Annotated in this window: 31 protein-coding genes; 17 read left to right on the top strand and 14 right to left on the bottom strand. The window is 58.3% G+C overall.

Going from position 1 to position 26,204, the window contains the following annotated elements; genetic code table 11:
* On the bottom strand, positions 1-1,674 hold the full coding sequence (locus VQ830_RS14260; protein ID WP_337268793.1) for a flagellin N-terminal helical domain-containing protein: 1,674 nt from the start codon (positions 1,672-1,674) through the stop codon (positions 1-3).
* A 388-nt stretch (positions 1,675-2,062) separates the two neighbouring features.
* Between VQ830_RS14260 and VQ830_RS14255 the strand changes: the two genes are divergently transcribed.
* A complete protein-coding gene (locus tag VQ830_RS14255; RefSeq protein WP_337268792.1) occupies positions 2,063-2,791 on the top strand; it encodes a haloacid dehalogenase type II in 729 nt (242 codons plus the stop codon).
* Positions 2,792-2,837: 46 nt separating this feature from the next.
* On the opposite strand, the gene VQ830_RS14250 is transcribed toward VQ830_RS14255, so the two are convergent.
* Together VQ830_RS14250 and VQ830_RS14245 are read right to left on the bottom strand one after the other, a co-directional pair.
* Positions 2,838-3,578, bottom strand: coding sequence for an SDR family oxidoreductase (locus VQ830_RS14250; protein ID WP_337268791.1), 741 nt, complete (start codon positions 3,576-3,578; stop codon positions 2,838-2,840).
* A 243-nt stretch (positions 3,579-3,821) separates the two neighbouring features.
* Positions 3,822-4,226, bottom strand: coding sequence for a (R)-mandelonitrile lyase (locus VQ830_RS14245; RefSeq protein WP_337268790.1), 405 nt, complete (start codon positions 4,224-4,226; stop codon positions 3,822-3,824).
* A gap of 99 nt (positions 4,227-4,325) precedes the next feature.
* Between VQ830_RS14245 and VQ830_RS14240 the strand changes: the two genes are divergently transcribed.
* The 5 genes from VQ830_RS14240 (at position 4,326) to VQ830_RS14220 (ending at position 7,784) form a co-directional block, all read left to right on the top strand.
* The gene (locus VQ830_RS14240) at positions 4,326-5,222 is read left to right on the top strand and encodes a LysR family transcriptional regulator (RefSeq protein WP_337268789.1); all 897 of its coding nucleotides are present in this window, start codon (positions 4,326-4,328) and stop codon (positions 5,220-5,222) included.
* Between the two features lie 97 nt (positions 5,223-5,319).
* Positions 5,320-5,784 carry an aminoglycoside 6'-N-acetyltransferase gene (aac(6'), locus tag VQ830_RS14235; protein ID WP_337268788.1) on the top strand — a complete coding sequence of 155 codons (465 nt, stop codon included), beginning with the start codon at positions 5,320-5,322 and terminating at the stop codon, positions 5,782-5,784.
* Positions 5,785-5,813: 29 nt separating this feature from the next.
* Complete coding sequence (locus VQ830_RS14230; RefSeq protein ID WP_438617928.1) at positions 5,814-6,656, top strand: acyl-CoA thioester hydrolase/BAAT C-terminal domain-containing protein; 843 nt, start codon at positions 5,814-5,816, stop codon at positions 6,654-6,656.
* A 346-nt stretch (positions 6,657-7,002) separates the two neighbouring features.
* A complete protein-coding gene (locus VQ830_RS14225) occupies positions 7,003-7,332 on the top strand; it encodes a hypothetical protein (protein WP_337268787.1) in 330 nt (109 codons plus the stop codon).
* Positions 7,333-7,454: 122 nt separating this feature from the next.
* The gene (locus VQ830_RS14220) at positions 7,455-7,784 is read left to right on the top strand and encodes a YkgJ family cysteine cluster protein (protein WP_337268786.1); all 330 of its coding nucleotides are present in this window, start codon (positions 7,455-7,457) and stop codon (positions 7,782-7,784) included.
* Between the two features lie 29 nt (positions 7,785-7,813).
* Here VQ830_RS14220 and VQ830_RS14215 read toward each other — a convergent pair whose 3' ends face one another.
* The 3 genes from VQ830_RS14215 to VQ830_RS14205 form a co-directional block, all read right to left on the bottom strand.
* Positions 7,814-8,203, bottom strand: coding sequence for an ester cyclase (locus tag VQ830_RS14215; RefSeq protein WP_337268785.1), 390 nt, complete (start codon positions 8,201-8,203; stop codon positions 7,814-7,816).
* Between the two features lie 101 nt (positions 8,204-8,304).
* Positions 8,305-8,910, bottom strand: coding sequence for a class I SAM-dependent methyltransferase (locus tag VQ830_RS14210; RefSeq protein WP_337268784.1), 606 nt, complete (start codon positions 8,908-8,910; stop codon positions 8,305-8,307).
* A 147-nt stretch (positions 8,911-9,057) separates the two neighbouring features.
* Positions 9,058-10,029, bottom strand: coding sequence for a quinone oxidoreductase family protein (locus VQ830_RS14205; protein ID WP_337268783.1), 972 nt, complete (start codon positions 10,027-10,029; stop codon positions 9,058-9,060).
* Between the two features lie 70 nt (positions 10,030-10,099).
* Here VQ830_RS14205 and VQ830_RS14200 point away from each other — a divergent pair, with 70 nt between their 5' ends.
* From VQ830_RS14200 to VQ830_RS14190, 3 genes are all read left to right on the top strand, one after another.
* Complete coding sequence (locus VQ830_RS14200; protein ID WP_337268782.1) at positions 10,100-10,978, top strand: LysR family transcriptional regulator; 879 nt, start codon at positions 10,100-10,102, stop codon at positions 10,976-10,978.
* 338 nt (positions 10,979-11,316) lie between these two features.
* The gene (locus tag VQ830_RS14195; protein ID WP_337268781.1) at positions 11,317-12,327 is read left to right on the top strand and encodes a GGDEF domain-containing protein; all 1,011 of its coding nucleotides are present in this window, start codon (positions 11,317-11,319) and stop codon (positions 12,325-12,327) included.
* 323 nt (positions 12,328-12,650) lie between these two features.
* Positions 12,651-13,349: a response regulator transcription factor gene (locus tag VQ830_RS14190; RefSeq protein WP_337268780.1), complete on the top strand. Its 699-nt coding sequence runs from the start codon at positions 12,651-12,653 to the stop codon at positions 13,347-13,349.
* Between the two features lie 91 nt (positions 13,350-13,440).
* On the opposite strand, the gene VQ830_RS14185 is transcribed toward VQ830_RS14190, so the two are convergent.
* The 3 genes from VQ830_RS14185 to VQ830_RS14175 all read right to left on the bottom strand — a co-directional run bounded on the left by VQ830_RS14185 (position 13,441) and on the right by VQ830_RS14175 (position 14,344).
* On the bottom strand, positions 13,441-13,713 hold the full coding sequence (locus VQ830_RS14185; protein ID WP_337268779.1) for a hypothetical protein: 273 nt from the start codon (positions 13,711-13,713) through the stop codon (positions 13,441-13,443).
* 221 nt (positions 13,714-13,934) lie between these two features.
* A complete protein-coding gene (locus tag VQ830_RS14180) occupies positions 13,935-14,177 on the bottom strand; it encodes a hypothetical protein (protein ID WP_337268778.1) in 243 nt (80 codons plus the stop codon).
* Positions 14,177-14,344, bottom strand: a complete 168-nt coding sequence (locus tag VQ830_RS14175) for a hypothetical protein (RefSeq protein WP_337268777.1) — start codon at positions 14,342-14,344, stop codon at positions 14,177-14,179. The genes VQ830_RS14180 and VQ830_RS14175 overlap by 1 nt, the downstream gene beginning before the upstream one ends.
* Positions 14,345-14,667: 323 nt before the next feature.
* Here VQ830_RS14175 and VQ830_RS14170 point away from each other — a divergent pair, with 323 nt between their 5' ends.
* Complete coding sequence (locus VQ830_RS14170; RefSeq protein ID WP_337268776.1) at positions 14,668-16,494, top strand: methyl-accepting chemotaxis protein; 1,827 nt, start codon at positions 14,668-14,670, stop codon at positions 16,492-16,494.
* Between the two features lie 89 nt (positions 16,495-16,583).
* On the opposite strand, the gene VQ830_RS14165 is transcribed toward VQ830_RS14170, so the two are convergent.
* Positions 16,584-18,257: a thiamine pyrophosphate-binding protein gene (locus VQ830_RS14165; RefSeq protein ID WP_337268775.1), complete on the bottom strand. Its 1,674-nt coding sequence runs from the start codon at positions 18,255-18,257 to the stop codon at positions 16,584-16,586.
* Between the two features lie 140 nt (positions 18,258-18,397).
* On the opposite strand from VQ830_RS14165, the gene VQ830_RS14160 reads away from it, so the two are divergent.
* The 4 genes from VQ830_RS14160 (at position 18,398) to VQ830_RS14145 (ending at position 20,595) form a co-directional block, all read left to right on the top strand.
* Complete coding sequence (locus tag VQ830_RS14160) at positions 18,398-18,862, top strand: Lrp/AsnC family transcriptional regulator (RefSeq protein WP_337268774.1); 465 nt, start codon at positions 18,398-18,400, stop codon at positions 18,860-18,862.
* Positions 18,863-19,142: 280 nt separating this feature from the next.
* Positions 19,143-19,382 carry a DUF551 domain-containing protein gene (locus VQ830_RS14155; RefSeq protein WP_337268773.1) on the top strand — a complete coding sequence of 80 codons (240 nt, stop codon included), beginning with the start codon at positions 19,143-19,145 and terminating at the stop codon, positions 19,380-19,382.
* Positions 19,383-19,462: 80 nt separating this feature from the next.
* Positions 19,463-19,681 (top strand): hypothetical protein, encoded by a 219-nt coding sequence (locus VQ830_RS14150; protein WP_337268772.1) that lies wholly within the window; start codon positions 19,463-19,465, stop codon positions 19,679-19,681.
* A 263-nt stretch (positions 19,682-19,944) separates the two neighbouring features.
* A complete protein-coding gene (locus VQ830_RS14145) occupies positions 19,945-20,595 on the top strand; it encodes a L,D-transpeptidase (RefSeq protein ID WP_337268771.1) in 651 nt (216 codons plus the stop codon).
* A gap of 18 nt (positions 20,596-20,613) precedes the next feature.
* Here VQ830_RS14145 and VQ830_RS14140 read toward each other — a convergent pair whose 3' ends face one another.
* Positions 20,614-20,940 (bottom strand): Atu4866 domain-containing protein, encoded by a 327-nt coding sequence (locus VQ830_RS14140; RefSeq protein ID WP_337268770.1) that lies wholly within the window; start codon positions 20,938-20,940, stop codon positions 20,614-20,616.
* Between the two features lie 46 nt (positions 20,941-20,986).
* Entirely contained in the window at positions 20,987-21,715 is a 729-nt protein-coding gene (locus tag VQ830_RS14135) for an SDR family oxidoreductase (RefSeq protein ID WP_337268769.1), read from the bottom strand.
* A gap of 206 nt (positions 21,716-21,921) precedes the next feature.
* Here VQ830_RS14135 and VQ830_RS14130 point away from each other — a divergent pair, with 206 nt between their 5' ends.
* From VQ830_RS14130 to VQ830_RS14120, 3 genes are all read left to right on the top strand, one after another.
* Positions 21,922-22,812, top strand: coding sequence for a LysR family transcriptional regulator (locus VQ830_RS14130; RefSeq protein ID WP_337268768.1), 891 nt, complete (start codon positions 21,922-21,924; stop codon positions 22,810-22,812).
* Between the two features lie 66 nt (positions 22,813-22,878).
* Entirely contained in the window at positions 22,879-23,127 is a 249-nt protein-coding gene (locus VQ830_RS14125; protein WP_337268767.1) for a hypothetical protein, read from the top strand.
* A gap of 148 nt (positions 23,128-23,275) precedes the next feature.
* Positions 23,276-23,824, top strand: coding sequence for a GrpB family protein (locus tag VQ830_RS14120; RefSeq protein ID WP_337268766.1), 549 nt, complete (start codon positions 23,276-23,278; stop codon positions 23,822-23,824).
* A gap of 42 nt (positions 23,825-23,866) precedes the next feature.
* On the opposite strand, the gene VQ830_RS14115 is transcribed toward VQ830_RS14120, so the two are convergent.
* Positions 23,867-24,364 carry a GNAT family N-acetyltransferase gene (locus VQ830_RS14115; protein ID WP_337268765.1) on the bottom strand — a complete coding sequence of 166 codons (498 nt, stop codon included), beginning with the start codon at positions 24,362-24,364 and terminating at the stop codon, positions 23,867-23,869.
* 67 nt (positions 24,365-24,431) lie between these two features.
* Positions 24,432-26,015: an ABC-F family ATP-binding cassette domain-containing protein gene (locus VQ830_RS14110; RefSeq protein WP_337268764.1), complete on the bottom strand. Its 1,584-nt coding sequence runs from the start codon at positions 26,013-26,015 to the stop codon at positions 24,432-24,434.
* Positions 26,016-26,204 lie beyond the last annotated feature (189 nt).

The following is a 26,204-nucleotide window of genomic DNA, read 5'->3' as shown; positions in this document are numbered from 1 at the left end:
TTACGCGCGGAAGAGCGCGAGCAGGTTTTGCGGCGCGTTGTTGGCGATCGACAGGGATTGGATGGCAAGCTGCTGTTGAGTTTGCAGGGCAGTGAGGCGCGACGATTCCTCTTCCATATCGGCATCGACCAGTCTGCCGATGCCGCTTGCCAGGCTTTTCGACAGCGCGTCGGCAAAGTCGGCCTGCATGCCAATGCGAGTTTGCAGCGTGCCGACGATGGCAGCCCCTGATGTGGCCCGTTTCAACATGCTCTCGACACCCATCAGGTAGTTTTTGACGCTGGCCCCGGGCTTGGTGATATCGACGTCGAGAATGTCGAAGTCCGCCAGGGCGCCAATATTGTCAGTGACATTGCCAAAGCTGATCCGCGAGCGTGCCCCCATGGCCGGGTTTGCGGCAGGGTCTGCCTGCAAGGTAAGAGTGCCGCTATCGTCTGCGAACTGCACGCCTTTGCCGCTGACTGCCGCATTCAGCACCGTGGCAAGCTGGGCGGCCGTGTCGATTTTGCCATTTGTCGTGCCGAGCGCGGCATCGACCATTGCGCGGTTGACGGTAACGCCCTGCGTCGCGCCGCCATTCACTGCAAAATTGAACGAGAAGGTCGCCTCGGCATGGACGCGAAAGGCGGTAAAATCGAAGCTCGCCGTCGCATAGGCGCCGTTGCGTTTGCCGGAGGCGGTATTTTGAAAACCGAAGGCTCCACCTGCTGCGGTCGACACGACATTCGAGACGGCGATGCTAGAGCCTGCCTCGCCGCTTGTCTCGGTCGTCGAGATGCCCACGGTGCTGCCATTGGAATGAACGGTCGCAAGCGTGCCGACGCCGGCATCCTGCATGCCTTGCCGTACCACGGCCTGCCAATCGCTCGATGTGTTGATCCGCCCATCGCTGGTGCCCAGCGCCGCATCTACAGTGCTCTTGTTGATGACGACATTGAAATTCTGGCCGCTCGATTGAGCGCTCTGGTCGATCAAGAGATCGAAGGATACTTGCTGTGCGCCGATAAATTGTCCGGGGCCTGTGAAGTTGAAGTCCTGATAACCGGCGCTGCTCGTGAGATCGCGCGTTTGGTCACGCAGCCCGCCGATGAGACCGAGGCTGCGCTTGTCCACCTGCAGGGCTCCCCCGCCGGTCGCATTGAGCAGCGATATTTTTGAAAGATCGACCGCGGTCGCGCCGACGTGCACGGTGCCATCGGAATTGCGGGTAAAGGCAGAGGCGACCTGATCCTGGTTCAGCGCACTGTCGTCCATATCGGCTATATCGGTACTGAGCCAGTTCTGGCCGTTGAAACTCGCCGATTGTGCGATGGTTTTCAGCTCGTCTTTCAATTGGTCAAGCTCAGCTTGTACTTTGGTCGGATCGATCCCCGCTTCTGTGGCACTGACGAGGCGGGCCCGGAAGTCGGAAAGGACCGAGATGGTTTCACTCATGCCGGCATAGGCTGTATCGGCCTTTGCGGCTCCGATGCCAAGCGCGCTCGAAACGGCCGAAACTGCCTTTTCATCGGAGCGCATCGTGGTGGCGATCGACCAATAGGCGGCATTGTCGGAGGCTTGCCCGACCCTCAATCCCGAGGATATGCGCTGCTGCGACACAGAGAGGCTATCGCCGGTTTTGCGAAGCGTCTGCAAGGCCGCCATAGCGGAAGAATTGGTGAGGATCGACGACATCGCACTCTCGACACAGGTATAACAGTATCAATCGATGCCTCATGCATGCAGACCCTCTATCTTATTCAGATTTACGATTAAAAAGCCGTTACTGCCGGTGGTTGCTGTCGGCATTTTATGCGGAGGGCTCTAAGGGGCTGGTTTTATTGCAGCACTGAGTTGCGACGCTGCCCTTTTACAATGCTCCTTGACCAGTAGGAGGAGAGGCAAGCGTTCGGTTCACTGGCGTACGCAAAGCTTGGCATAAGGCCTTCATCCACTACTTCCTCAGCAGTCTCTCATGTTGGGATGCCGCAACGGTCCGCGCGCATGCGTCGACAAAGATCCCTGGCCGAGGGAGGCATTTGCGCCACTTGGTTCACTTCCACGAGATCAGCAGGTTCCTTCAATGCCAGAGTTCACGACACCGGCCTTTCAACTTGCTCCCGCACCGAAGATCATCACCTTCGATTGTTACGGTGCGCTTGTGCAATGGTATGAGGTGCTCCTGCGAGAAATCCAGCGTGTCCTGGTTGCGCATGGTATAACCGGCGTCGATGCTTCCGCCATTCTGGACACATTTTCCGCTGAGGGAAGGCGCTTGACGGGACAAAAGCCGCATTGTCTCTACAAGGAGATCCTGCAAACCGGCTTTACGACGGCCTTTAACAATCACGGCATAAGACCAAGCGAAGAGGAGATTGCGCAGATCGCATCGGCGCCAAGGATGATGGGCCCGCATCCGGAGGTTCCAGATGCCCTGAAGCGATTGCAGGGGCGGTATAAGCTGGCGATTTTTACCAATTCCGACGACGACCTCATCGCACCCACGGTCGAGCGGATCGGCGTGCCCTTCGATTATGTCATCACCGCCGAACAGGCCCAAGCCTATAAGCCATCGCGACAGCTGTTCGAATATGGCTATCGGAAAATGGACGTTGCGCCGGAAGAGACGGTGCATGTTGCGATGGGCATGTATTGGGACATGAAGGCTCGCCACGAGCTTGGCTTGCGCGGCATCTGGGTGAACCGGCGCGGCGAAGAAGGCATTCCCGACTGGCTGCCCTATGCCGAGGTCGGCAATCTTACAGAGGCGGCTGATCTTCTGTTGGGCGGATCGGACGGAAAGACGCAATAGGAGCGGTGAGACCTGGCGCCGCTTGGGCGCCAGGCCGGTATGTTGATTAGAGTTCCTGCACCGTCGGACGGAACAGGATCTCGTTGATATCGACATTCTCGGGTTGTTCGATGGCAAAGGCCACCGTACGGGCGAAGCTGTCAGCCGGAATGGCATTCTTTTCATAGAAGTCGGCGATGCCGGCCGCGACGTCCTTTTCAGTGACGCTTTGCGGCAATTCGCTTTCCACCGCGCCAGGAGAAATGATTGTCGTGCGGATATTGTAGGGTTTGACTTCGAGACGAAGGCCCTCCGAGAGCATGCGCACGGCCGCCTTCGTTGCCGCATAGACGGAGCTTCCGGCCCGCACTTTGTGACCGGCAACAGAAGAAACATTGATGATGTGGCCGCTTTTCTGCTCTTTCATATAGGGCAGGGCGGCGGCAATGCCGTAGAGCACGCCCTTGATATTCACGTCGACCATGCGGTCCCAATCCTCGATCTTCAAACGCTCGAGTGGTGAGTGAGGCATCAGGCCGGCATTGTTGAGGATAACATCGATCCGTCCGTGCATTGCAACAGCCTTATCGACAAGGTTCTTCACCTGGTCGGCTTTGGTCACGTCTGTCTCGATGGCAGCGCCGTCCGGCAGGCCAAGCTCGCCGGCAAGGCCTTTCAGGCGGTCAATGCGACGCGCGCCGAGCACGAGTTTTGCGCCCGCCTTAGCAAGACGGCGGGCTGCCGCTTCGCCAAGCCCGCTGCTGGCACCTGTGATGACAATGGTTTTTCCTTCAATGTTCTGAGACATAGATCTTCTCCTTGCGTGATATGATGGCATGCGGCCATGGCTAACTCTGCCAACTGGCACGCATCTCTGTTTCACCCGCCAAGATCGGAAGAGCCCCGTGGGGTCACGAAATTTTTGCTCGCCTTGACGTTCCTGGTTCCGACCACGGGCCGACAGCGGCGCGTACGACCGAGCGCCGTTAGCATTGACGATCTGGCATGAGGAAGCGCTGCTGGCTTCAGGGGATGATGGCGTTCAGGCTCATCAGGCTGATCTCGCCCGATATTCTTCGTCCGTCACTTTTTCCAGCCAATCGACCTGACTGCCATTCAGCTTTTCGGCAATCGCGATATGGGTCATTGCCGTGGTGGCCGTTGCACCATGCCAATGTTTTTCACCGGGCGCGAACCAGATGAGATCGCCAGGGCGGATTTCCTCGATCGGGCCGCCTTCGCGCTGCGCCCAGCCAAGCCCTGCCGTGACGATCAGCGTCTGGCCGAGTGGGTGAGTGTGCCAGGCGGTGCGAGCGCCGGGCTCGAACGTGACGATAGCCCCGCCGAGGCGCGCCGGTTCATCGGCGGAAAAGGGAGAGTCCAGCCTGACAGTTCCGGTGAAATAGGCTTCCGGTCCCTTGCTCGATGGCTGGGAGCCGCTCCGCTTGATGTCCATGCTGATCTCCTTTCTTGTTTCCTGAAGAGCAATGTAGGCGCTGGTCCTCAAAGCTATAAGACAGTAAAATCGGCATGAACTTATAAGGACAGCTTATAAATGGCGAAGCCGGATTTCAACGACCTGTCTGCTTTCATGATGGTGGCGCGCGAGGGAAGTTTTACAAGGGCGGCTGCTCTTCTTGGAGTTTCGCAATCGGCGCTGAGCCAAACCGTGCGGCATCTGGAAGAGACCATGGGGTTGCGTTTGTTGATGCGCACGACGCGAAAGGTTTCGCCGACAGAGGCGGGAGAGCGGCTCATTTCATCCATCGGGCCGCGTTTGGAAGAAATCGAGGCCGAACTGGCGCAGCTTTCCGCTCTTCGCGAAAAGCCGGCGGGGACGGTGCGCATCTCATCTGCCGAATACTCGGCCGATCTCATCTTGTGGCCAACCGTGCACAAGCTCTTGCCGCATTATCCCGATATCACCATCGAGATCCTGATCGACAATGGACTGACCGACATCGTGGCGGAACGGCTCGATGCGGGCGTGCGCCTCGGCGAGCAGATCGCAAAGGATATGGTGGCGGTGCGCATCGGCCCCGATATTGAGATGGCCGTGGTCGGAGCGCCCGCTTATTTTGCTGACCGCTCCCTGCCGCAGACCCCGCATGATCTGACCGAGCACCATTGTATCAATCTTCGCCTGCCGACAGCCGGGGGGCTTTATGCCTGGGAGTTTGAGAAGGATGGCAGAGCCTTGCGGGTGCGCGTAGAGGGACGATTGATCGTCAATACCTCGACGCTTGCCATCAAGGCAGCCTTGGCCGGCGCAGGTCTTGCCTTTGTTTCGGAAGAACGGGTCCGCAGCGAGATCGCCGAGGGTTCGCTGGTTCGCGTTTTGACCGACTGGTGTCCGTCCTTTCCTGGCTTTCACCTGTACTACCCCAGCCGCAGGCAGGTAACGCCAGCCTTTGCGGTGGTGGTGGAGGCGTTGCGCTATCGCGGCGCATAGGCTTCCACTTAAGGCAATGCTAAAGCTGGTGAAGCGGGAGGGCAGATGATGCAGATTGGCGAGGTGCGGCGAAGATCGGTTCTCTCGGGAGGTCGCTATGGAGCCTGATCCGACGCTCAGGATCGAGCGAGCAACTCGCGGGCATGTTGCGCAATGGGCGCAGATGCGCGCAGCGCTTTGGCCGTCATCACCCACGGACAAGCATGCCGCCGAGATCGCGGCCATCCTGGCCGATGAAGATGGGCGGCTTGCCGGCTTCCTGGCGATCGATGAAGATCGAAGGGCCGTCGGATTTGCGGAAGCCTCGCTGCGCCACAACTATGTCAATGGCTGCTCCAGCTCGCCGGTTCTGTTTCTCGAAGGTATCTATGTCGAGCCGGACCGGCGGCTGAGTGGGGTAGCAAGGCTTTTGTGCGCGGCGGTGGAGGACTTCGGGCGGCAACGGGGCGTCAGCGAATTTGCCTCCGATGCACGCGCGGATAACAAGGCAAGCCACGCCATGCACGAGGCTCTCGGCTTTCGCGAAACCGAGCGGGTCGTGTTCTTTCGCAAGGTGTTGTGATGGAAGAGATGGTGTGAGGGCAGAACCCCATGAGCAAGTTCGCCATTGATATGCTGAACGGGCCGATCATCGGTGCCATGGCCACGGGCTCGCAAAATGCGACGACCGGCGTTCTCGTTCTAGCCGGCTCAAGCGGGCGGGTCGATATCCAAAGAGCGGAGCTGTTTGCTTCAGCCGGGACGAAAGCCCTGGCCCTCCAATGGTTCGGCGGCCCCCATCAGACGCCGGGGATCTGCGAGGTCCCGCTCGAGACCTTCATCTTGGCAATCGATTATCTTGCCGCACGCGGCTGCCAGCGCTTCGTGATAGTCGGAACGTCCAAAGGGGCCGAGGCTGCGCTTCTTGTTTCGATCATCGATCCGAGGGTTGACCTTGTGGTCGCCATCAGCCCGAGCTCCGTGGTCTGGGGCAATGTCGGACCTGGCATCGACGGCGTTTCCTGGCCCGAGCGCTCATCCTGGAGTTTTGAAGGCAAGCCCTATGCTTTCGTTCCTGCCGATCCGGAATTGACGCCACGATACCGGGACGGGCTCGTCTCTTATCGAAGCCTCTTCGAGCACTGTCTTCAGCATGAGCAAAATGCAATCGAAAGCGCAGTCATTCCGGTTGAGAAGACGAGCGCCCATCTTATCCTCGTGGCCGGTGGGGACGATGCGCTGTGGCCGTCCGATATCTTTGCGCGCCAGATATCGGAGCGACGTCAGCGCCACGGCCTTTCCGTCGAGCTCGTCTTCGATGCCGAGGCCGGTCACCGCGTCCTTTTGCCCGGAGAGACAACACCGCGCTCCACCAAACACGCTCATGGCGGGACAGATGCTGCCGATTCCGCGCTTGGCAACGCCGCCTGGCAGGCCATCGTCAAGCACCTTTGATCACATATTGACTGTTATCCTTGCAGATGAGGCGGTTTTCGCATAGGGAAGGCGCATGCATCGGGTGAGGCCGGATGGCCTTCGGGCATCTGCCATTTAAACCCGACGCGACAGTCGCTTGCGAAGCAGACTATTGCTGGCGCTCTGACATATCGGTCGCATCTCGCCCAAGTGCCCTTGCGGACTTGATTTCACGACAGCCGTGAACGGGAGTATGATCCGCAGGCCGCAGGCGAAAGCGCTGCCGCCTTCGGTCGATATGCCATATGCGCAGCAATTTTCGCCGATCGGTGCTGTCGAATGAGCAACGAATATATTTGAACATGCGAGAGAAAGCAGAAAGACGATGACTATCCCTGAGAATGCAAATGCCAATGCAGCCGCGCTTGCCGTGGAGCTGACGCCAACTCAGATCAAGGGCCTGAAGCTGGCGAAAGATGGCGATCTTCATCCTCAGGACGCCAAGAGATGGACCCATCTCAATGCGACCGTGACCTATGCCAAGAGCGACCGGTTCAAGGAGCGGCCGATCAAGGTCAAGTTCGCGACGACGCAGACCGTCAATGAATTACGCAATCACGGCCTGGTCCGTGCCCTGGACGAAGGTGTCGAGGCTGATCAGTCGGCGCACAGCATCACCATGGCCGGCAAGATCTGGCTGATGAAAAACGTTTAAATGCATCTTGCGCTTAGATGATTTCATCTGAGCCAAGCGATGCATTGCCTCAAAACTGACAGCGAGCAGTGTATCCAACTGCTTGCTGTGGCTGATCCAAACGAGGAAAGAGCACGAAACCGATGAGCCGGGATGTCCAGATCAGTGACGAGCGCGATGCGCCGCTTGCCGATTTCGACTGTCAGTCATGCGGGGCCTGTTGTTCTTACTCGTCCGAATGGCCGCGCTTTTCGCTGGAGTCGGACGAAGCGCTGGAACTGATACCCGAGCAATATCGCTCGGCCGATCAGAGCGGGATGCGGTGTGAGGGCGAGCGCTGCTTGGCCCTGTCAGGCAAGATCGGAGAGGCAACGGCCTGCATGATCTACGCGGTACGTCCGGACGTTTGCCGCGCCTGCCTGCCGGGCGATCCGGAATGCCTGATCGCCCGCGAAGCCCACGGCATCGTTTGAAGCTCGCGTTCGATCTTGGACGAGATGCTTCATTCAAGCTGCGTTTCGATCGCCTGTTTGTCGATCACCGACCAGACCTCGCTAATGCGCCCGTCACGAAATTCGTAGATCACGTTTTCGCAGAACTCTACTCTGCGGCCGTTGACCTTGATGCCGAGGAAGAGGCCGGCCGGATGACAATCGAAGCGCAGCCGTGCGGCAATCTTCGGCGGTTCGCAGATCAGCAGTTCGATATGAAAGACGAGATCGGGTATGTCATGCACATCTCGTTCCAACATGGCCCGATAGCCATCTACTCCGAGTGTTCTGCCATTATGGCGTGCGTCCTCGCTCACATAAAGGCCAAGCTCGTCGAACCGTCGTTCGTTCAAACAAGCGATATAGGCGCGATACCGATACGCAAGCTCCTGTCCGTCCATCTTTTTCTTTCCCTTCTTCAGTGACCTTTTTGGAGGGCACATTCAGAGCCTTCACATATGTCAGGCCCGCGCAGTGAGAAGCGAAAAAAGATGGATTTCTTTCAGTCTGAGATCCTGATGCAGTCGAAATAGTCGTTCTCGCCTTCATCCTGGAGGCAGGAGACGAGCTGCAATCCCGCACTTGCCAGATGCTGACGATAGGCCTCAAGTCCGAGCGATTGGCACTGACGACCCGTCAGATTATCGTGCCAGGTGCAGGCGTGCCGAGGTGCGCTGAACAGAAAGCGGCCCCCAGGATGAAGGGCTTGTGCGACCCGCGTTAAGACCTGTAGCTGATCGTCGGGAGAAAGCAGAAAAATAAGGCCGATCGACATGGCTGCATCGAACTGTCGGTCGAACATCGGGCTGTCCTGCGCTGCCTCTAAAAGACAGGGCGCATCCGGAAATCGTTCGCGAAAGGCGGTCACCAGTGTCGGCGATGCATCGATGCCGAAAACCGCAAAACCTGCCTTGATCAGTGCCCCTGCAATCGGCAAGCCGTTGCCGCATCCGACATCAAGGATGGTGGTCTGAGGCGGCAGATGGTCGCGTGCCCAGCGAAGGACAAGTTCGGTGCCAATTGCCGATCGCGCCGCCATAAATTGCGGCGCAATCATTTCCCAACCTTCGGATCGATCCTGCATCATGCCATCACTCTGCTGTTGCACCTTCCCCTGCATCACCGCAAGACGTGGCGTTTTTACGGTGCCTTTGGCTTTATCGAGGGCAGCAAATGGCGCAAAGGCAGATTATGATCACGATCCTTGCGGCAAGGTCCGGTTGAGCAAGAGCGGTGCGAAAGAAGTCTCGATGTTCTACGGGATCAGCAGAAGACTGCCTGTGGTGCGGCCGGCCTCCATCGCCTCATGCGCTTTAGCGACGTGAACCAAAGGGTATGTGCCGCCGATGTCGGAGGCAATGCCGGCAGTCATATCGCGGATGGCTGCCTCCGCGACCTCACGGTAACGCGCGACCTCGCTGCACCATGCCATGATGCTGGGATGGGAGAGGTTCTTGCCGGGCCGCAATTCCTCGACGGAAATGGGCGGGATCGGTCCACCCGCCTGACCGACGGTGACGGCCGTGCCGAAAGGGCGGACGGAGCGTAGTGTCTTGACCAGCATATCGCCGCCTATTCCATCGTAGGCTACATCAACGCCGCGCTCTTCCGTAAGCTGTTTGACTTCCTTGGCAAGATCGATCTCGCGCCCGACAATAACGTGATCGGCGCCTAAGGAGCGCGCTATTTCCGCTTTCTCAGCCGTGCTGGTCACGCCGATAACGGTTGCACCGCGCGCCTTTGCACCCCGCACCAGAATGCTGCCAAGACCGCCAGCGGCCGCATGCACCAGGACCGTATCGCCGGATTTCACCGCGAAGGTCTTTTCCAGCAGCATCACCGCCGTCATCCCTTTCAAAAGTGAAACCGCGGCCGTTTCCATGGAAACGTCGGCTGGCAGCTTGATCACGCGCTCTGCCGCGATCGTACGAAGGCTGCAATAAGCGCCGATCGGCGGACCGGCATAGGCGACATGGTCTCCTGCCGCCAATCTCTCGACGCCCTCTCCGAGCGCAACGATCGTGCCTGCCGCCTCAGCGCCGATGACTGCCGGATAAGATGGAAGCGCATAAATGCCCTTGCGCTGATAGATATCGAGGAAGTTCACGCCTATGGCCTCTTGGCGGATGACGACTTCGCCGGCGCCTGGCTGCGGCACGGCCTGCTCGACGGCCTCAAATTGTGAGACGTCGCCGGGCGATTGCAGCACGATGCTCAGATTTTTCATAGTTTGATCTCCTTTGCTGGAGTCATATTCGCCCATAGCACCATGAGAAAAAATTCCCTATTTTCTCCCAATGAATGTTCACGAATTAACATCGCTCGACTGGGACGATCTCAGGCATTTCCTAGCACTGGCGCAAGCCGGGACCTTGCTGGGGGCCGCGCGACGTCTCGGCGTCGAGCACGCGACTGTCGGCCGGCGCGTTGCCGCCCTGGAGCGGCGGCTTGGACGCAAGCTGGTCGATCGGAGGGGCCGGCGTATTCTTCTGACCGTCGATGGCGAGAAGGTGGCCGAGCTTGTTGCATCGATTGCGCTTCAGACGGCCAAGATCGAACAGCTTGGGAGAAGCGACGCCGAAGCTTTGAGCGGTCACATCAGGATCAGTGCGCCACCTGCCTTTTCCAGCCTGCGCCTTGCCCATCCCATTGCGGCCCTTCGTCAGGCGCATCCAGGCATTCACATTACCCTTGTCGGGGAAAAGCGCTTTGCCTCCCTCGACAGGCGGGAAGCCGATATTGCCATTCGCCTGACACGGCCTGATGCAGGCGATTATGCCATCAGCAAGATTGGTGAGATTGCTTTCGGCCTCTACGCGGCGCCGGCTTATCTTGCCGCCGTCGATCCCGCCGGTTGGACATTTATCGGCTATGACGACGGCATGAAGGATGCCCCGCAGCAATTGCGCCTCGTGGAACTGGCGCAAGGCAGGCCCATTGCGCTTAAATCGTCGATGCTGGAATTTCAGGTTGCCGCCGCAAGGGCAGGAGCAGGCATTGCCATGCTGCCCGATGTCGTCCTTGAGACAAATGAGACGCTTTGCCCGGTCGGTGATCATCCAGCGCTTGTTCGCGAAATCTGGCTGGTCGTCCATTCCGACATCAAGGCTGTCCCTGTCATTCGCGTCGTGGTCGAGGCGCTGCGGCAGGCAATCGCGCCATCACAGGCAACCTAACTGCCTGTCTTCTGTTTACTTGCTCTGGTTGTACGGCAAGCAGAAGGTACGCGCGAAGGTTCCTGCCGTTTTCGATCTGACCATCTGCTGGCCGCTGGACGAAGTCATCGGCGCGTTGCAGGTGGCTTTGGCGGCTTCCGGCAAATGCCGGTCGGAATAAAGACGCGCCAGTTGCTTATCCTTGCGCCATACCACCACGGCGCGAGCATTTAAGCAAATGCTTTACCATCGAGGAAAATTGCGGCTGCCAAGGGCTGAACCGCACGCATGAGTGAACCGTAAATCAACGTTTAGACGGGCACTGTTGCCGTCATTGAGGTCGGAGTGAAATAGGGGCTATGGCAATGAAGTTCCGGCTGAAGGCACTGATGCCGAGCTGGCGGAAAATTTTGCGCGATGAAGACGTTGTGGATCGCCTCCAGCCTTCGGATCTTGGCCATCTCCGCAAGATTTTCGACCGCTGCTCGAAAGCGGCGCGCATCGGCGTTTGGGAATGCACGCTACCGGACGAGAAGCTTACCTGGACGGATGTCGTTTACGAGCTTTTCGATCTTGCACCTGGGACGCCGCTCAATCGCGAAGACATTCTTGCGCTTTATTCGAAGGAAAAGGCCGACGAGTTAAACCGTCTGCGGACTGAGGCCATTGCCAACAAAAGCGGCTTTACCTTCGACGCGGACGTCATGACGGCCAAAGGCAACCGGCGCTGGATCAGGATAACTGCAACAGTAGAATGTGACAATGATATCCCAGTCCGGATCTTCGGCCTCAAGCAGGACATCACGGCGGAGATGCTGATGCTCGACGAAATACGCCGTCGTGCCGATTTCGACTATCTGACCGGACTTGCCAATCGCTTTCAGTTCCAAAGATGCCTCGACCGCCTTTTTGACATGAACTGGAACAAGGCAACCACAGCCTTGATTTTGATCGATCTTGATGGATTTAAGAGCGTGAATGACCTGATGGGCCACAAGACAGGAGATGCCTGCCTTGAAGAGGCTGCGCGGCGGCTGCGCGAGATAACCCAAGATGCCGAGCTGACGGCGCGCATCGGCGGCGATGAATTTGCGGTCGTTTATACGGGACGAAATGCTCATGATGTCGAATGTGCAGCGGCGTCTATCGTTGAAGCGCTTGCCTGGCAAGTGGAGCGGGTGGTGACCGTGAGCGCCTCCGTCGGTCTTGCCTTTGCCAAAGGTGCGATGTCGCCGACCGCGCTTTATGAAGAGGCGGACAACGCAATGTATCGATCGAAATCAAAGGGCGGTAATCAGTATGGCCGGCCTTACGAGCCCGCAGCATCAAGCCGAGCACCGGGTCAGATTTTTCAAAGGCCTCGTGCCTAAGCTTGTTTTGGAAGGCTTCGTGCCCTGCTGCTCGCGCCTCGAGCAAGCGTACCGCGGTTGAAGGCCTCACGAGCGAGATACGCCGTCCCGGCACGCTATGGCCGTAAAACTTGACGCAAGTAAATTTTTTGTGTCATCAGATTGCCCTCGTTCGAAGGCAGGTATCGGGTAGCGGAACTGCAGGAATGTTGATCGATTAAGTTTCGAGCAGCAAACCAAAAGGAGGTCGGCGACGTAATGCTACTGGATGGAGAAGATCGCGCTCGCACCGATGCTTGATTTTCTGCCGTCTGAAATTGGTGACTCTGGGGCAGATTTTTCGCATGCGGCTTGTTCTGATCGAAGATGACTACGACTTCGGCTCTGCGCTGAAGAAGACACTCGAAAAGTACACCTATGGTGTGGATTGGTTCCGCACCGGCGATGCCGGTTTCGATGCGATCGCCGCCGGGAACTATCTTGCGCTGATCCTTGACCTCAATCTGCCGGGGATGAATGGTTTCGAGATTGTCAGTTCGCTTCGCAAATCAGGCTCGGACCTGCCGATCCTGATTCTAACGGCCATGGACGATCAGCCGTCGCGCCTGCACGGGTTAGAGCTTGGTGCTGACGACTGCCTCGTCAAACCTTTCGATGCGGAGGAGCTTCTGGCAAGGGTCAGGGCGCTCACCCGCCGTCCACAGTTCCGCCTGCAGTCAAAGCTGCAATGGGGCAATATCAGCCTTTATCCGCACGAACTGACCGTCTATCGTGACGATGAAGAGCTGCATCTGTCGCATAAGGAAAAACATCTGCTGCGGCTTTTGATGGAATATCAAGATCGTTATCTTTCGAAGAACGATCTGGAATATGCGCTTTACGACTGCGACAACCTTGTCGAAAGCAATATGATCGAAGTACTCGTTTACAGTCTGCGCAAAAAGCTCGGCGGCAATTGTATCAAGTGCGCGCGCGGCATCGGCTACCGGCTACGCACGGATGAAACGGCTGGTGCGAGTGCGAACCATAGCCATGTCTCTTGAGGACATGCCTTCGCGGTGAAATCCGCTGAGATCTTCACGCCTTGCCCGCAAGTCATCGCAGAACTGAACCTCTCGAAGAGAATAATCCGTTTCACCCGCGCGATTTATCGCGGGATCGCGGCGGAGACTTGATCAGGTTGGGGAGGATCGCTGCGATTGCGACGAGGCAAGCACCTGCCACGCAAATAGTGACGAAAATCATGATGCTGCCGACGAACACAAAGGTGCTGATCACGATGGCAAGAGCGCCAAGCGCTACCGTAAACTTGAAGATACCGATCAACAGATGTGCAGCCGTCTCAGACAAGAGACACAATAGCCGGTTCGTCATCCTGCCAAGCCGTAAAACCATCGATCCGGCCATCTCTCGTCTCGACCCGGTGCAGCGCGCTTGCTGAACCAACAATGTCGTACAGGGCCAATCGCCCCTAAATCATTGCTAGCCTTACGCCGCGCCGTCCTTCCTATCAATGGCGACACTTTGCCTCGTCGACCATGCGATGGGCTTTCAAGGGGAAGCAAATGGCTTGGCACGGCGCAGACCAAGCCTTCATAATAGGCATACCAATCCGCAGCCGGCCTTTTTCAAAATGCGATGGCGGCATGCGTGATTGGCGGAGGAAGCAGCGCCTGCGGCGAAATGCAGGCGGCGCGACGGTTTGGCTGAGGACTTGAAGCAGGCAGAGCGAATGCCCGGCGCTTTAACTGACGGCGCAGCTCCTTGATATCGCAAAGCAAGGCCGCGATGGCTGCCTTGGCATCCTCGTCATAAAAGGCAAGCGTTGCCTCCACCTCATAGGCGAGATCGGGATCGAGCTTGGTTTCCATCAGTGCAGGTCCAGGGAAAGCTGTTGGCCCTTGATCGTCGGTAGCGGCCTGCCGATCTGAATGGAGCCGAAGACGCGTTTGCGCCGTTCGGCGTCTTTTTCCCGCTCGGCGCGGCTGGCGGCCACCACGGCCAGGGCTTTGGCAATCACTTCATCGGTGTGCGTCATGCAATCCTCCGTGAGATTTGTTCTTATTTTGTTCTCATTTTCGGAAATGTCAAGCGCCATCCGAAAACCCTATGCCGAAAGGGTTTTGGCAAGAACGGGCGCCCAACGAGATGGGTTCGAGATCGCCCGTTCGTTCCGCATGGAATGTATCGAAATTGGTGTGTCTATGGTCGCTTAGCGTGCAGGTTGAAGAAGCATTAATTTTTGACTTCTAAAATAGGTATCGATGCAATGGAGCATCGGCGCGATGCGCCTGCGTCATGATGTCCGGCTGACGGACGGGACGGCATTCACTTCAATCGAATTACCGATGTGGAACCCCAATGACGCGTCTTAAAGTTTCGATGCAGCTTGCCATACTTGTTGGTGGCCTTGTTGCTGCATTTTTCGTAGCGACTTTCTTTGAAATCCGGTCCTCGTCCCAGACCATCTATCAGCAGCGTTACGACATGCTGCGCACCGAGGTGGAGACGGCGATTTCGCTGTTGAAGCGCTATGACGACCGCGTCAAGGCGGGTGAGCTTCCGATGGAAGAGGCGCGCAAGCAGGCCTATGCCGAGCTTGTTTCGCTCCGCTTCGAGCCGGACGGCTACTTCTTCGGCTATGACCGCGACGTCAACATGCTCTTTCATTATGACGCAAAGCGTGTCGGCCAGAATTTCAAGAACAAACCCGATCCGAAGGGCAATCTCTATCGCGAGAAGCTGGTGGAGATCGGCCAGAAGGGTGGCGGGCGAGCCGATTTCTACGGTCCCAAGCCCGGCCAGCCAGAAGATGCGACCTTCCTCAAGAGCGCCTATGCGAAATCTTTCGATCCCTGGGGCGTCATTGTCGTGACGGGCCTTTACATGGACGATCTCGAGGCTGAGGTCCACCGCGCCATCTTCGAGGCTGTGAGCATCGGGCTCGGCATTCTCGTTATAGCCATCGTCGCAGCCTATTTCATTATCCGCGGCATTACGCGACCTCTGCGCAACATCCATGACGCGCTGAATGCCGTTGCCAATGAAAACACCGAAATCGCTATTCCTCATACCGAGCTTCGCAATGAGATCGGCATGATGGCCAAAGCGACGCAATCGCTGCAGGAAAAGGTGCGCGAGCGCCATATGATGACAACGCGCCAGCAGCAGCAACAGCGCGAGCTGGACGATGAGCGCCAGCGAAATGCCGAAGCCCAGCGCCGCGAAGCCGAGGAGCAGGCCTTTGCCGTTTCGACCATTGGGCGTTCTCTCGAAAAACTGGCGGATGGCGACCTTACTGCGCGTTGTGCCGATCTTGGCCCGCGCTACCAGGGCCTGCGGGACAATTTCAACCATGCCTTGACCCAGCTCGAACAGGCCATGGCGCGCGTCAGCATCAAAGGCAACGATATCGGCCTCAGCAAGGAAGAAATCCGCCGTGCCTCGAGCGAGCTTGCCCAGCGCACCGAACGTCAGGCTGCCAATCTCGAAGAGACCTCGGCGGCACTCGATGAGCTGACGGTTGCCGTCCGGCAGACGGCGGACGGCGCCATCGAGGCGGCGCAGCGTGTTCAGACGATCAGCCAGGATGCACGCCAGAGCGATACGATTGTTGAGCAGGCCATCACCGCCATGAGCGGTATCGAGCAATCTTCCGCCGAAATCACCAAGATCATCGGCATGATCGACGAGATTGCTTTCCAGACCAATCTTCTGGCGCTGAATGCAGGCGTTGAAGCGGCGCGTGCCGGCGAATCCGGCAAGGGTTTTGCCGTGGTGGCGCAGGAAGTGCGCGAGCTTGCGCAGCGTTCGGCCTCGGCTGCGAAGGAAATCAAGGATCAGATTGCGCGGTCCTCCGTCCAGGTGCAGCAGGGCGTACAACTGGTCGGCCAGGCCGGCGATGCGCTCAAGCGCATTTCCAGCCAGATCGAAGGCGCCAATGAGGTTGTCTCGAAGATCTCTCATAGCGCCCAGGAACAGGATACGACGCTACGCTCGATCTCCCAGGCGCTCAACCAGCTCGATGTCGCCACTCAGCAAAATGCCGCTATGGCCGAGGAAACCACCGCCTCTGCCGATGTGCTTGCCAACGATACCGGCGACCTGCTCAATCTCATCAGGGGCTTTCGCACCGTGGAAGGCAGCAATCTGTCCAGCATGGCGCAGGCGATGCGCAAGGCCAGCTGATCGCCTGATGGCCTTGCGCATAAGAAGGCCGTCACGCTTCGACTATCTCCTTCTGCTCTGTTCGGGCGATCGGTCCGGGCAGAGCTTTTTCATTCCGTTCCGATCGCGATTTCCACGAGGTTCGGCCTGCCTGAGGCTATCGCATTCTTGATCATCGGGCCGATTTCATCAGCGTGGCTTGCCCGTCTCGCTTGAATGCCAAACGCAGAGGCGAGAGAGGTGAAGTCGATGGCAGGATCGACCAGCTCCATGCCTGCTATGGTTGAATTGCCTTGTCTCTCGTAGCCCTGGGCTACCGAATAGCGCTTCAGGATATTGTATTCGGCGTTGTTCATGATGACGAAGGTCACCGGCAGCTCCAGCTTTCCGGCCGACCAGAGCGCTTGGGGTGAGTATAGCGCCGAGCCATCGCCCAAAAGCGCGACGACGGGAGAGCGATCAAGCCCCAGCGAGACGCCAACGGCTGCCGGAAGCCCCCATCCCAAGATCGCGCTGCGCATGAAGAAGTAGCGGCGCACCGAGGCGCGTTCGAGAAAGGCGCGCACATGATACATGGTTGCGGGAGCCTCATCGACGACGGCAGCGTCCTTGCCGATCGCGTTCAAAATCTCGCCCGTCGCCACGAAGGGTGTTATCGGACGGCGAAAATGCTCGGTATCGAACCTCGTGACCAAGGCCTCAAGACGGTGCCGCCGGCTCGCCTTGGCGAGATCGAACAGCGCTTCAACCTCCTTCTTATGCTTCTGCACGAGCGGCGTCATGAGCGGTATCAAGCGTGCAAGCGATGTCTTAAGGTGACCCACGCAGGCGATCTGCGCCGGAAAGATCCTGCCTGCCTGGCTGGCATCTTCGGTCAACTGAAAAATCCGGCAGTCTGCGGGGACGGCGTCGCCCTCGCTGTAGAGATAGGAAATGAAGGGATTGGCCCCCAGAACAAGCACGGCATCATAGTCGGAGAGTATCTTCTGCATGGCGCTTGCCGTCGACGGCAGATTGCCAGCCCAGAGCGGATGATCTGTCGGGAAGGGCATCGATCCCGGCCAGGATGGCCCAAAAACTTTGACGCCCAGGATCTCGACAAGCTCAATGAGTTCGGAGCCGGCATGGCTTGCATCGATCTCATCGCCGGCAACGATCGCCAGGCGCCGAGGGCCTATCGCTGCAAGCGCTGCGGCAAGAACCTCCAATCCATCGGCAGCGGCTTTGGCGTAGATCGTCGAGCCGCGCCCTGCCTTTGCTTTTGTGGTACGGGTCAGGACATCGATTGGGAGCGAAAGCATCACGGGGCCGCGCGGCGGGATCATTGCTTCCTGCAAGCCGCGTCGCACGAGCGCGGGAATATGCTCGGGATGAATGACCTCGCGCGACCATTTTACCGTCGGATCGGCCATTCGCTGGATGTCGCCGTAAAGAAGCGGATCTGTGAAACTGTGCCGCGTGTCCTGCTGGCCAGCTGTCACCAGCATCGGCGTCCTGGCGATATGGGCGTGCAGCATCGCCCCCATCGCATGGCCGAGGCCGCCGGCCGTATGAAGATTGACGAAAGCGGGCTTGCCCTTTGCCTTTGCATAGCCATCGGCCATCGCCACGACGGAGGTTTCCTGAAGTCCGAGGACATATTGGATATCCGGATCTTGTCGGAGAGAATGCATGATGGGCATCTCGGTCGTGCCGGGATTGCCGAAAACATGGGTGATGCCCTGTTCCTGAAGCACCTCCAGCAACAGATCAGATCCTGATTTTGGGAAAGTCTCGTCCACCATACTATCTCCTCAGGCGAGCGGCGACACGTTCTTCAATTCAAGAGTGTAGCGCAGAGGACGCAGCAGGACATTGCGAATATTGCCTCAGTTCCGTTAGGATTGGCATTGCGTAGCGTCAAATCGAATAGAAGAGGCATTGAATGGCTGCTCAGCTCGACAGAATAGACAAAGCTATCCTGACTTTGCTTCAGGCCGATGGCCGGATCCAAAACCTTGATCTCGCCAACAAGATTGGGCTTTCGCCATCGCCTTGCCTGCGCAGGGTAAAGCGGTTGGAAGATGCCGGCATGATCAAGCGCTATGTCGCGCTTGTGGATGCGGTCAAGGTCGGTTTCGGTCTGACGGTCTTTGCCCGCATCAGCCTGGTAGCCCAAGATGCCGAAACGGTCGAGAGCTTTGCCCAGGCCATGAATGCATTGCCTCAGGTGACGGAGTGCCACATCATGGCAGGCGAATGCGATGCACTGCTTCGCGTCGTTGCAACCGATCTCGACGGCTACCGTCAATTCCAGATGGCGCATTTGACGCGCAAGAACGGTGTGCAGACGGTCAAGACGGATATTCCCATGCAGACCGTCAAAAGTTCGACTCAGATTCCTGTTTGAAGCCGGATGCATCGATTATCGGTCCAAGCCGGGCAGGGTGATCACCAACGTAGCGCATTTCACGGAACGCCCTTCAGGCGCTTCTTCGCGGGTGGCTGCGGAGGCTGTGACGCGCTGAGGTGATAACAAAATGACACAGTGTCCGAATAACAACGGCATGGCGACATAATTCGAGCAGTTTTAAGAGCGGGTGGCTTTGCGGGCCGAAACTGCATTGATAAAAGCTAATATGAACCGGCTGCTATGATGGCGCCGATGGCGGACTGGGCACGGTTGAACTATGGCAAAATGGCACACGATTCAGACAATTCCGCTCAACGTCGATGTCGACGTTTGGGCAACTCGTGAAAAGCTGCCGTCCGGCGAGTCCGCCGGCAATCAGGAGCGGCGGTGGCCGGATGTGCGGCTGGTGCGACGCAAGCTGCAGGGCTCCGAGCAGGAGATCGAACACTGGCAGGGCTTGCCGGACGGATGGACGCCAACCCATTGGCGGCCCTTGCCGAAGCCGCCAGAAGAATAGCCGAAAAGCCCTGTGGATGTGCGGCTTTCGACCTTGCGGACAAGCTTGACATCTGCGCCCGGCATGCGAGGGTTTGATCCATGACCTCCGAACGTTTTACACAATGCCTGATTCGTATTCGCTGGACGCCGATCAATCTGGCTTCCGCCCTGCAATGCGAGCTATCCTGGATCGAGGCCATGGAGGCAGGCAACGAAGAAGTTCCCGATGATCTGGCTGAATGGCTGGAGCAACTGGCGGCTGTGCACGAAAAGCTTCCCCCGCCGCTGACCTTCCGTGGGCGCCGCGCCGCGTTCTGATCGCGCGCAAGACGGTATCGCACTCCGTCCCGCTTATTGGCATGATCGGCAGACCTGTTCGTCAGTACGAACTGGTAAGCGTGTGCTTTAGACTGGTCGCGATGTCGTGCCCTTCGCGCCTTGCATCAAAGTTTGAGCATCACACGTTCACCATTCTGACAGCAAACCGGTCACGATATCGCGAAGGCGTTTGCCTCGCTTTGTTTCTTTCAATTCGCTCCCCTATATCCTCGACGGAAAGAATTCGCATTAATGGAGACACGATGAGATTAGGGATGATCGCGGCAGCAGCGTTTTTCTTGCTGTCGGCATTGCAGGCCATGGCTCAGTATTACCCATATGTCGAGCCTTATCGCGACAATCGTGTCTATGAATATGACGATCCCTATTATGCGCCGGAACCTGCCCCCGAATACGACTATGATCGAGCGCCGCAATATGAAAGGCCCCAATATGGCGGCCCTCAATATCGGCCGGCACCCTATCGCCGTCACTCGCAGACGCAGGGCGCCGCGCCAGGCACGATCCTGATCGTCACGAGCGCCCACACGCTGTATTACACGGATCCTTCAGGGCAGCAGTTTGCCTATCCGATCGCTGTGGGCCGCGAAGGCAAGCAGTGGTTCGGGACGACGCGCGTGGTTTCGAAGAAGGAATATCCGGAATGGCGACCGACGGCTGAAATGCGGCGCAAGAACCCGCGTCTTCCCGCCGTCGTCAAACCAGGTCCGTCCAATCCTCTCGGCACGCGCGCGATCTATCTGGCCGATGGTCTTTTGCGCATTCATGGCACGAATGACCCGTCTTCGATCGGGCGAAATGCCTCGAGCGGCTGCTTTCGAATGTACCGGGAAGATGTCGAACATCTGTACGAGATCGTGCAGCCGGGCACGCAAGTCGTCGTCGAGCGATAACCGCAGCCCGTCAAGGCATTATTCCGGCTGGCGGTAAAGGATCATGCCGCCATGATACAGGACACCATCGATGAAATCACCGTCGGCGGTAAAGCCCGTATCGTCCCAATAGTCGATATGGTTGCCTGTCACGAGGTAGCGCCCCTGATAGGCGCTCTCGCGCCGGCCGCGCGCCTCGTCATAGCGGTTGTTCGGCAAGAGGCGATGCCGGATAAGGTTGTCGGCGGTCGACCAGAGCCCGACATAGGGATGCGATGCTTGTTCGTTGCTCATTTTGTTCTCCTGGGCAGTCGCTGGTGAGGAAGCCGCAAGCAAGCTTGCGGCCATCAGGATCGGTGTTAGCATTTCAGGTTCTCCTCCCACGCGGTGCGCGCGTGATTGAGGACGCCGGTCAATTGGCCGAGCGTCGTGGGCGGACGACGATTTCGTTGACATCGACGTCGTCAGGCTGATCGATGGCGTAGCGCACAGCCTGGCCGATGGCTTCAGGCTGCAATGCGATCGCGCGATAGGTCTTCATGGCTTCGGCGGCCACCGGGTCGGTGATCGTGCCGGCCAGTTCGCTCTCCACCACGCCCGGATGAACACAGGTGACGCGGATGTCGTCACGCTCCTGGCGAAGGCCGTCTGAGATCGCCCGGACTGCAAATTTGGTGGCGCAATAAACGGCTGCCGTTGGCGAGACAGACAATGCACCGATCGAGGCAATGTTGATGATGTGGCCCGAACCGCGCGCCGTCATCTCCGGCAGCACGGCGGCAATGCCGTAGAGCACGCCTTTGATGTTGACGTCGATCATCTGATCCCATTCGCCGACCTTGACCGAGGCCATGAGGGAAAGCGGCATGACGCCGGCATTGTTGACGATGACATCGACGCGGCCGAAGGTTTGACGGGCCGCCTCGGCGAAGACTGCGACATCGGCCTGATCGGTGACATCCAGCCGGCGATATTCGACCTCGGTGCCGGCAGCGCGCAACTCGTCGGTAAGCGCGGCGAGACGATCCGTGCGGCGCGCGCCCAGCATCAGCTTGTAGGGGCCGCCGGCCAGCGCCTTGGCAATGCCGACGCCGATGCCGCTCGAAGCGCCGGTGATGAGAACGACTTTCTGGTCCGTCATGGTGTGTTCCTTTCGAAAAGCCGACAGCGGACGGGCGAGCAAGACCGCTCGTCCGGGGCAGTGTTATCGGTCTGAATGTTAGGCCGGTCCATTCCGGCGCGAGGAAGTAGCAATAAAAGCCCGTCTTCCATGATCGAAAGATAGACGTCCTGAATTGTTTTGGTAAGTTGGGCTTTGATAACCAGAATGGTAAGCGGTGCTAACCAATGATCCCAGACCTCAACCTGCTGTCGATTTTTCGGCTGGTGGCGGAAGAGCGGAATTTCCGTGCTGCGGCGGATCGGCTCGGCGTTAGTCGTTCAGCCGTCAGCCAGGCAATGCGCAAGCTTGAGGAAGATCTCGGCTGCGCCTTGGTGCGCCGCACGACGCGCAGCGTCAGCCTAACGGAAGAAGGCGAGCGTCTTTACGCGGAGATCGCGCCAGCACTGACAGAGGTGACTGCTGCGCTTGCGGCGCTTGGGGAGGGCGGTCGGGTGCCGCGCGGCAGGCTTCGGCTTGCGGTCTCTTCCATCGCCGAGGATTTTCTATCCGGCGATATGCTGGCTGGTTTTGCTGCCGCTTATCCAGAAGTCGAGATCGACATTACCGTGACGGACGAGGAATTCGACATCGTGGCGCGCGGCTTCGACGCGGGCGTGCGGCTTGGGGAGGTCATTGCGCAGGATATGATTGCCGTGCCGGTATCCGGCGAGCAGCGCCAACTCGTCGTTGCGGCGCCAGGCTATCTCGCCCGTGCCGGCACGCCCACCCATCCGCGCGAGCTTGCCGATCATTACTGTATCGGCTGGCGGCCATCGCCAGAGGTTGCGCCCTATCGTTGGGAATTTGCCGAAGGCGGCGCGGAGTTTTCCGTTTCCGTCCAGCCGGAATTCACCACGAATGACATGGCGCTGATGATCAAACTTGCCTGCGCCGGTGCCGGCATTTCCTTCGGCATGGAAGCAAGCTTTCGCCCCCTGCTGGAAGAGGGACGGCTCATTTCGCTGCTTGAAGAGTTCAGCCCCTATTTCCCCGGCTTTTATCTCTATTATCCAAGTCGCCGCAATCTGACGCCGAAACTGCGGGCGCTGGTCGAGCACATTCGCCAACAAAGATAAGATTGCCGTTTGCTGGTAGGATGGCATAGTTTCGTCAGAGTCATTGGAAAGGGAGATCGCTCACTCGTGACCTCGTCGATTGTAGCGAATGCGCTGGGTTTAATTTTCGGCATTCTGTCTCTCGGCTGTGCCTGCTCGCTTGCGCGCTATCCGTCCCGTCCGCTGGTCGGTGTTGCGCTCGGCACGGCTCTCGGCCTTGTCTTGATAAATCTGTCGGCCGCCATCATCGCGTTTCTCTCATATGTTGTGCCGTTCGGGCAGATTGACTTTTGGCTTGCCAGTTTCATTACAAGGCTCTTTGGCATCGAGTTATGAGTGGCCGTCTGCGTATCAGGTGATGAAAGCCATGAGGGCCTCAAGCCTGTCTGGCAGAGACAAGCAGCATTAACGGCCGTTACCGCTCGTCAGCCAATCGAGGCAAGGCGGCCGACCGAGTGCTCTTATGCTGAGGTAGAGCGGCAATATGGCGAAGAGGGAATCCGTAGTTCTTTGCGAGTGGTCGCCGGACTGGCATCCGGCCTTCACCGAGAAAGCAAGGCAACTTCGCCGACATTTGGGAAGCCTCGCACTGCGCATCGATCATATCGGCTCTACGGCGGTCAAAGGTCTGGCCGCCAAACCGATTATCGACATACAGATTTCTGTTGCTGACTTTGAACCGATCGCGAACATCGCGGAACCTCTGCGTCAGGCTGGCTATCTGTGGCGAGCGGACAATACCGAGCTGACAAAGCGCTATTTTCGCGAGATGCCGGGAGCCGAACGAACCCATATCCATGTGCGCATCGCAGGAAGCTGGCACGAGCAGCGTGCCCTTTTGTTTCGCGATTATCTGCGCAATCATGCAGCTGCTTGTCACCAATACGAGGCCGTGAAGCGTCAGCTGGCGGCAAGTTTCCGCGATGACAGGCTCGCCTATACCGAAGGAAAATCCGAGGTCATCTGGTCCATCCTGCAGCGCGCCGACCGTTGGGCGGCTGAGACTGGCTGGCAGGCGGGGGAGACGGATTGATGATAAAGCAGGAAAAGGTGTGTCCGCTTCGAACCGCAGATTCTATTTATGGGAAGAGCTTGCTGCGTATTCGTTTGGGCCCGAGCAACTAGCGTGCGCGTCACCTGCATCGGTGTAGAAAAAGATCAGCTCAGGATCATCAGGGTCAAGATTTTCGATATAGCCGCTCGGCTTGAAGGCAGTCTTGAGGAGAAGATATTGCATTGGGAGATTGGATGTGTTGGTCGATGTGAAAAGCTTCGAGCCTTGGCTAAGAGCCTGGAAATATGAAACCAGTGCTGTTCCCAAGCTAGAGCGCCGCCGCTTTTCCGAGATCATGACCATCTCGATGAACGCGTGGCCGAAAAAGCTGCGGGTGAGAACGCCATACCCAACGACCTCGCCGTCGCTCTCGCATAGATAGCAATTTCGTGCTTCAACCCAGGCTTTAATGTCTTCCTCGCGCTTTGGATCCCTCTGTGCCAACGTGTCTAACTGAACAAGATGATCGACATGTTGTTCGGACGCCAAGTAGAAACGAGGTTGTGTCGAGACGACCATTGTTTTGCCTCATCATGTAAAGTTGAGCATAGACTTCGATCCTCATCAGGATGTGACGGCAATATTCTCAGCCGCCCAACCGCACCACGTGTGTGATCGACAGCGATTGAACGAAGGCCTCGTCGTGGCTGACCACCAGCATCGCGCCGTCATAGTCCGACAGAGCGGCTTCCAGTTCCGCAATGGCGTTAAGATCGAGATGGTTGGTCGGTTCGTCCAGGATGAGGAGCATTGGAGCGGGGCTTGCGGCGAGGGTGCAGGCAAGGCCGGCGCGCAGGCGCTCACCGCCGCTGAGCGTGCCGGTGATCCGCAAGGCATCGGCGGCCCTGAAGCCGAAGCGGGCGAGCGCTTCATGGGCAGCATGAACGGTTGCCGTCCGGTTCAGTCGCTGGAAGTTTTCGCGCAGCGAGCTTTTGGGGTCCAGCAGACCGACATGCTGGTCGAGCATCGCAAAGGGCACCAGCCGTTCCACCTTGCCCGTCTGCGGGGCAAGTTGGCCGGTCACGAGTTTCAACAGTGTGGTCTTGCCGCTGCCATTCGGCCCTTGGACGAGAATGCGCTCTGGTCCCAGGATGGAAAGCGACAGGTCGCGGATGATGGGGCTCGTCGCGTCATAGCCGCCGGTGACAGACGTCAACCTCAGGACCTGCCGTTGCTGGGGCAGGCCTGTCGAGGGGATGTCCATGTGAACCGGCTGGAGCACTTCTATCTTCTGGCGAGCCGCTTCCAGCGCATCATGGACAGCCTCGCGCCTTGCTTCGCGCAGGCGTGCACCTGCCCCTCCGGAGGCTTCGGCTCGCCCTTTTGAAGCATCCATCATGATCTTCGGCTGGTCGCCTTTGGCACGCGCCTTGTGGCCGGCACTGTCGCGCCGTGCCTTTCGCTCGGCCGCCTCCTGGGCGCGCCTTGCTGCCTCGGCCTTTGCCTTTTCCGCAGTGCCGAGGTGGTGGTGCGCGGCTGCCAGCTCGATCTCCTTGCGCGCGCGGAACGCACTGTAATTACCGCCATAGCTGCTGGCTCCCAGACCCGTCAGCTCGACGATCGCATCCATCTCTTCCAGAAGTTCGCGATCATGGCTGGCAATAAGCGCGCCGCCTTTCCAGCGCCGGATGAGGTCGATGACTGCGTCCCGGCCGCTCCGGTCGAGATTGTTGGTGGGCTCGTCGAGCAGCAGAAAATCCGGCTTGGCGAAGACGAGAGCAGCAAGCGCCGCGCGGCTTCGCTGCCCGCCGGAGAGCACGCCAAGCGGTGTTTCCGCGGAGCATGAAAGCCTCACCTGCTGCAGGGCAGCATCGAGCCTTTCGGCCAGCGTCCAGTCGGCGTCGGCAAGTTCGTCTGCCGAGGCGAGCCCCTCTTCGGCGCGCTCCAGTAGTCGAAGTGCAGCTGTTACGCCAAAAAGATCGGCAATCGTTTCCGATGGCTTCTCCATGGCATCCTGGCGCATCATCGCCACCGTGCCGTGAAGCGCAATCGTGCCGGACCAAGGCGTGAGCTCGCCGGCGATCAGCCGCAGCAAGGTCGATTTGCCTGCACCGTTGCGACCGACGATCCCTGTGCGGATTTGGCCGAAGCTGAGGCTGAGATTGTTAAAAAGCGGCTCGCCGTCAGGCTTGGACCAGGAGAGCGCCGAAAGTGAAATGGAGGAAGGCATAGGACAAGACATCTCGCGACATGACCGAAGGGGTGATGGGGGAGAGGATCTTGTTCACGGCTATGCACTCCAATCAGATAACGCGGCATTCCAAGTCCAGATGGCCGATGCCGCATCGCCGATGTAGCATCTTTTGCCGCCTTTCGCAAAGCCGGCCTGAACGCAAGGCTGTTCTGTCTTGTCGCGCAC

Source organism: Oryzifoliimicrobium ureilyticum, from assembly GCF_037199735.1.
In the GTDB taxonomy this organism is placed as follows: domain Bacteria; phylum Pseudomonadota; class Alphaproteobacteria; order Rhizobiales; family Rhizobiaceae; genus Rhizobium; species Rhizobium ureilyticus.
This window is presented reverse-complemented; position numbering and strand designations above follow the sequence as displayed.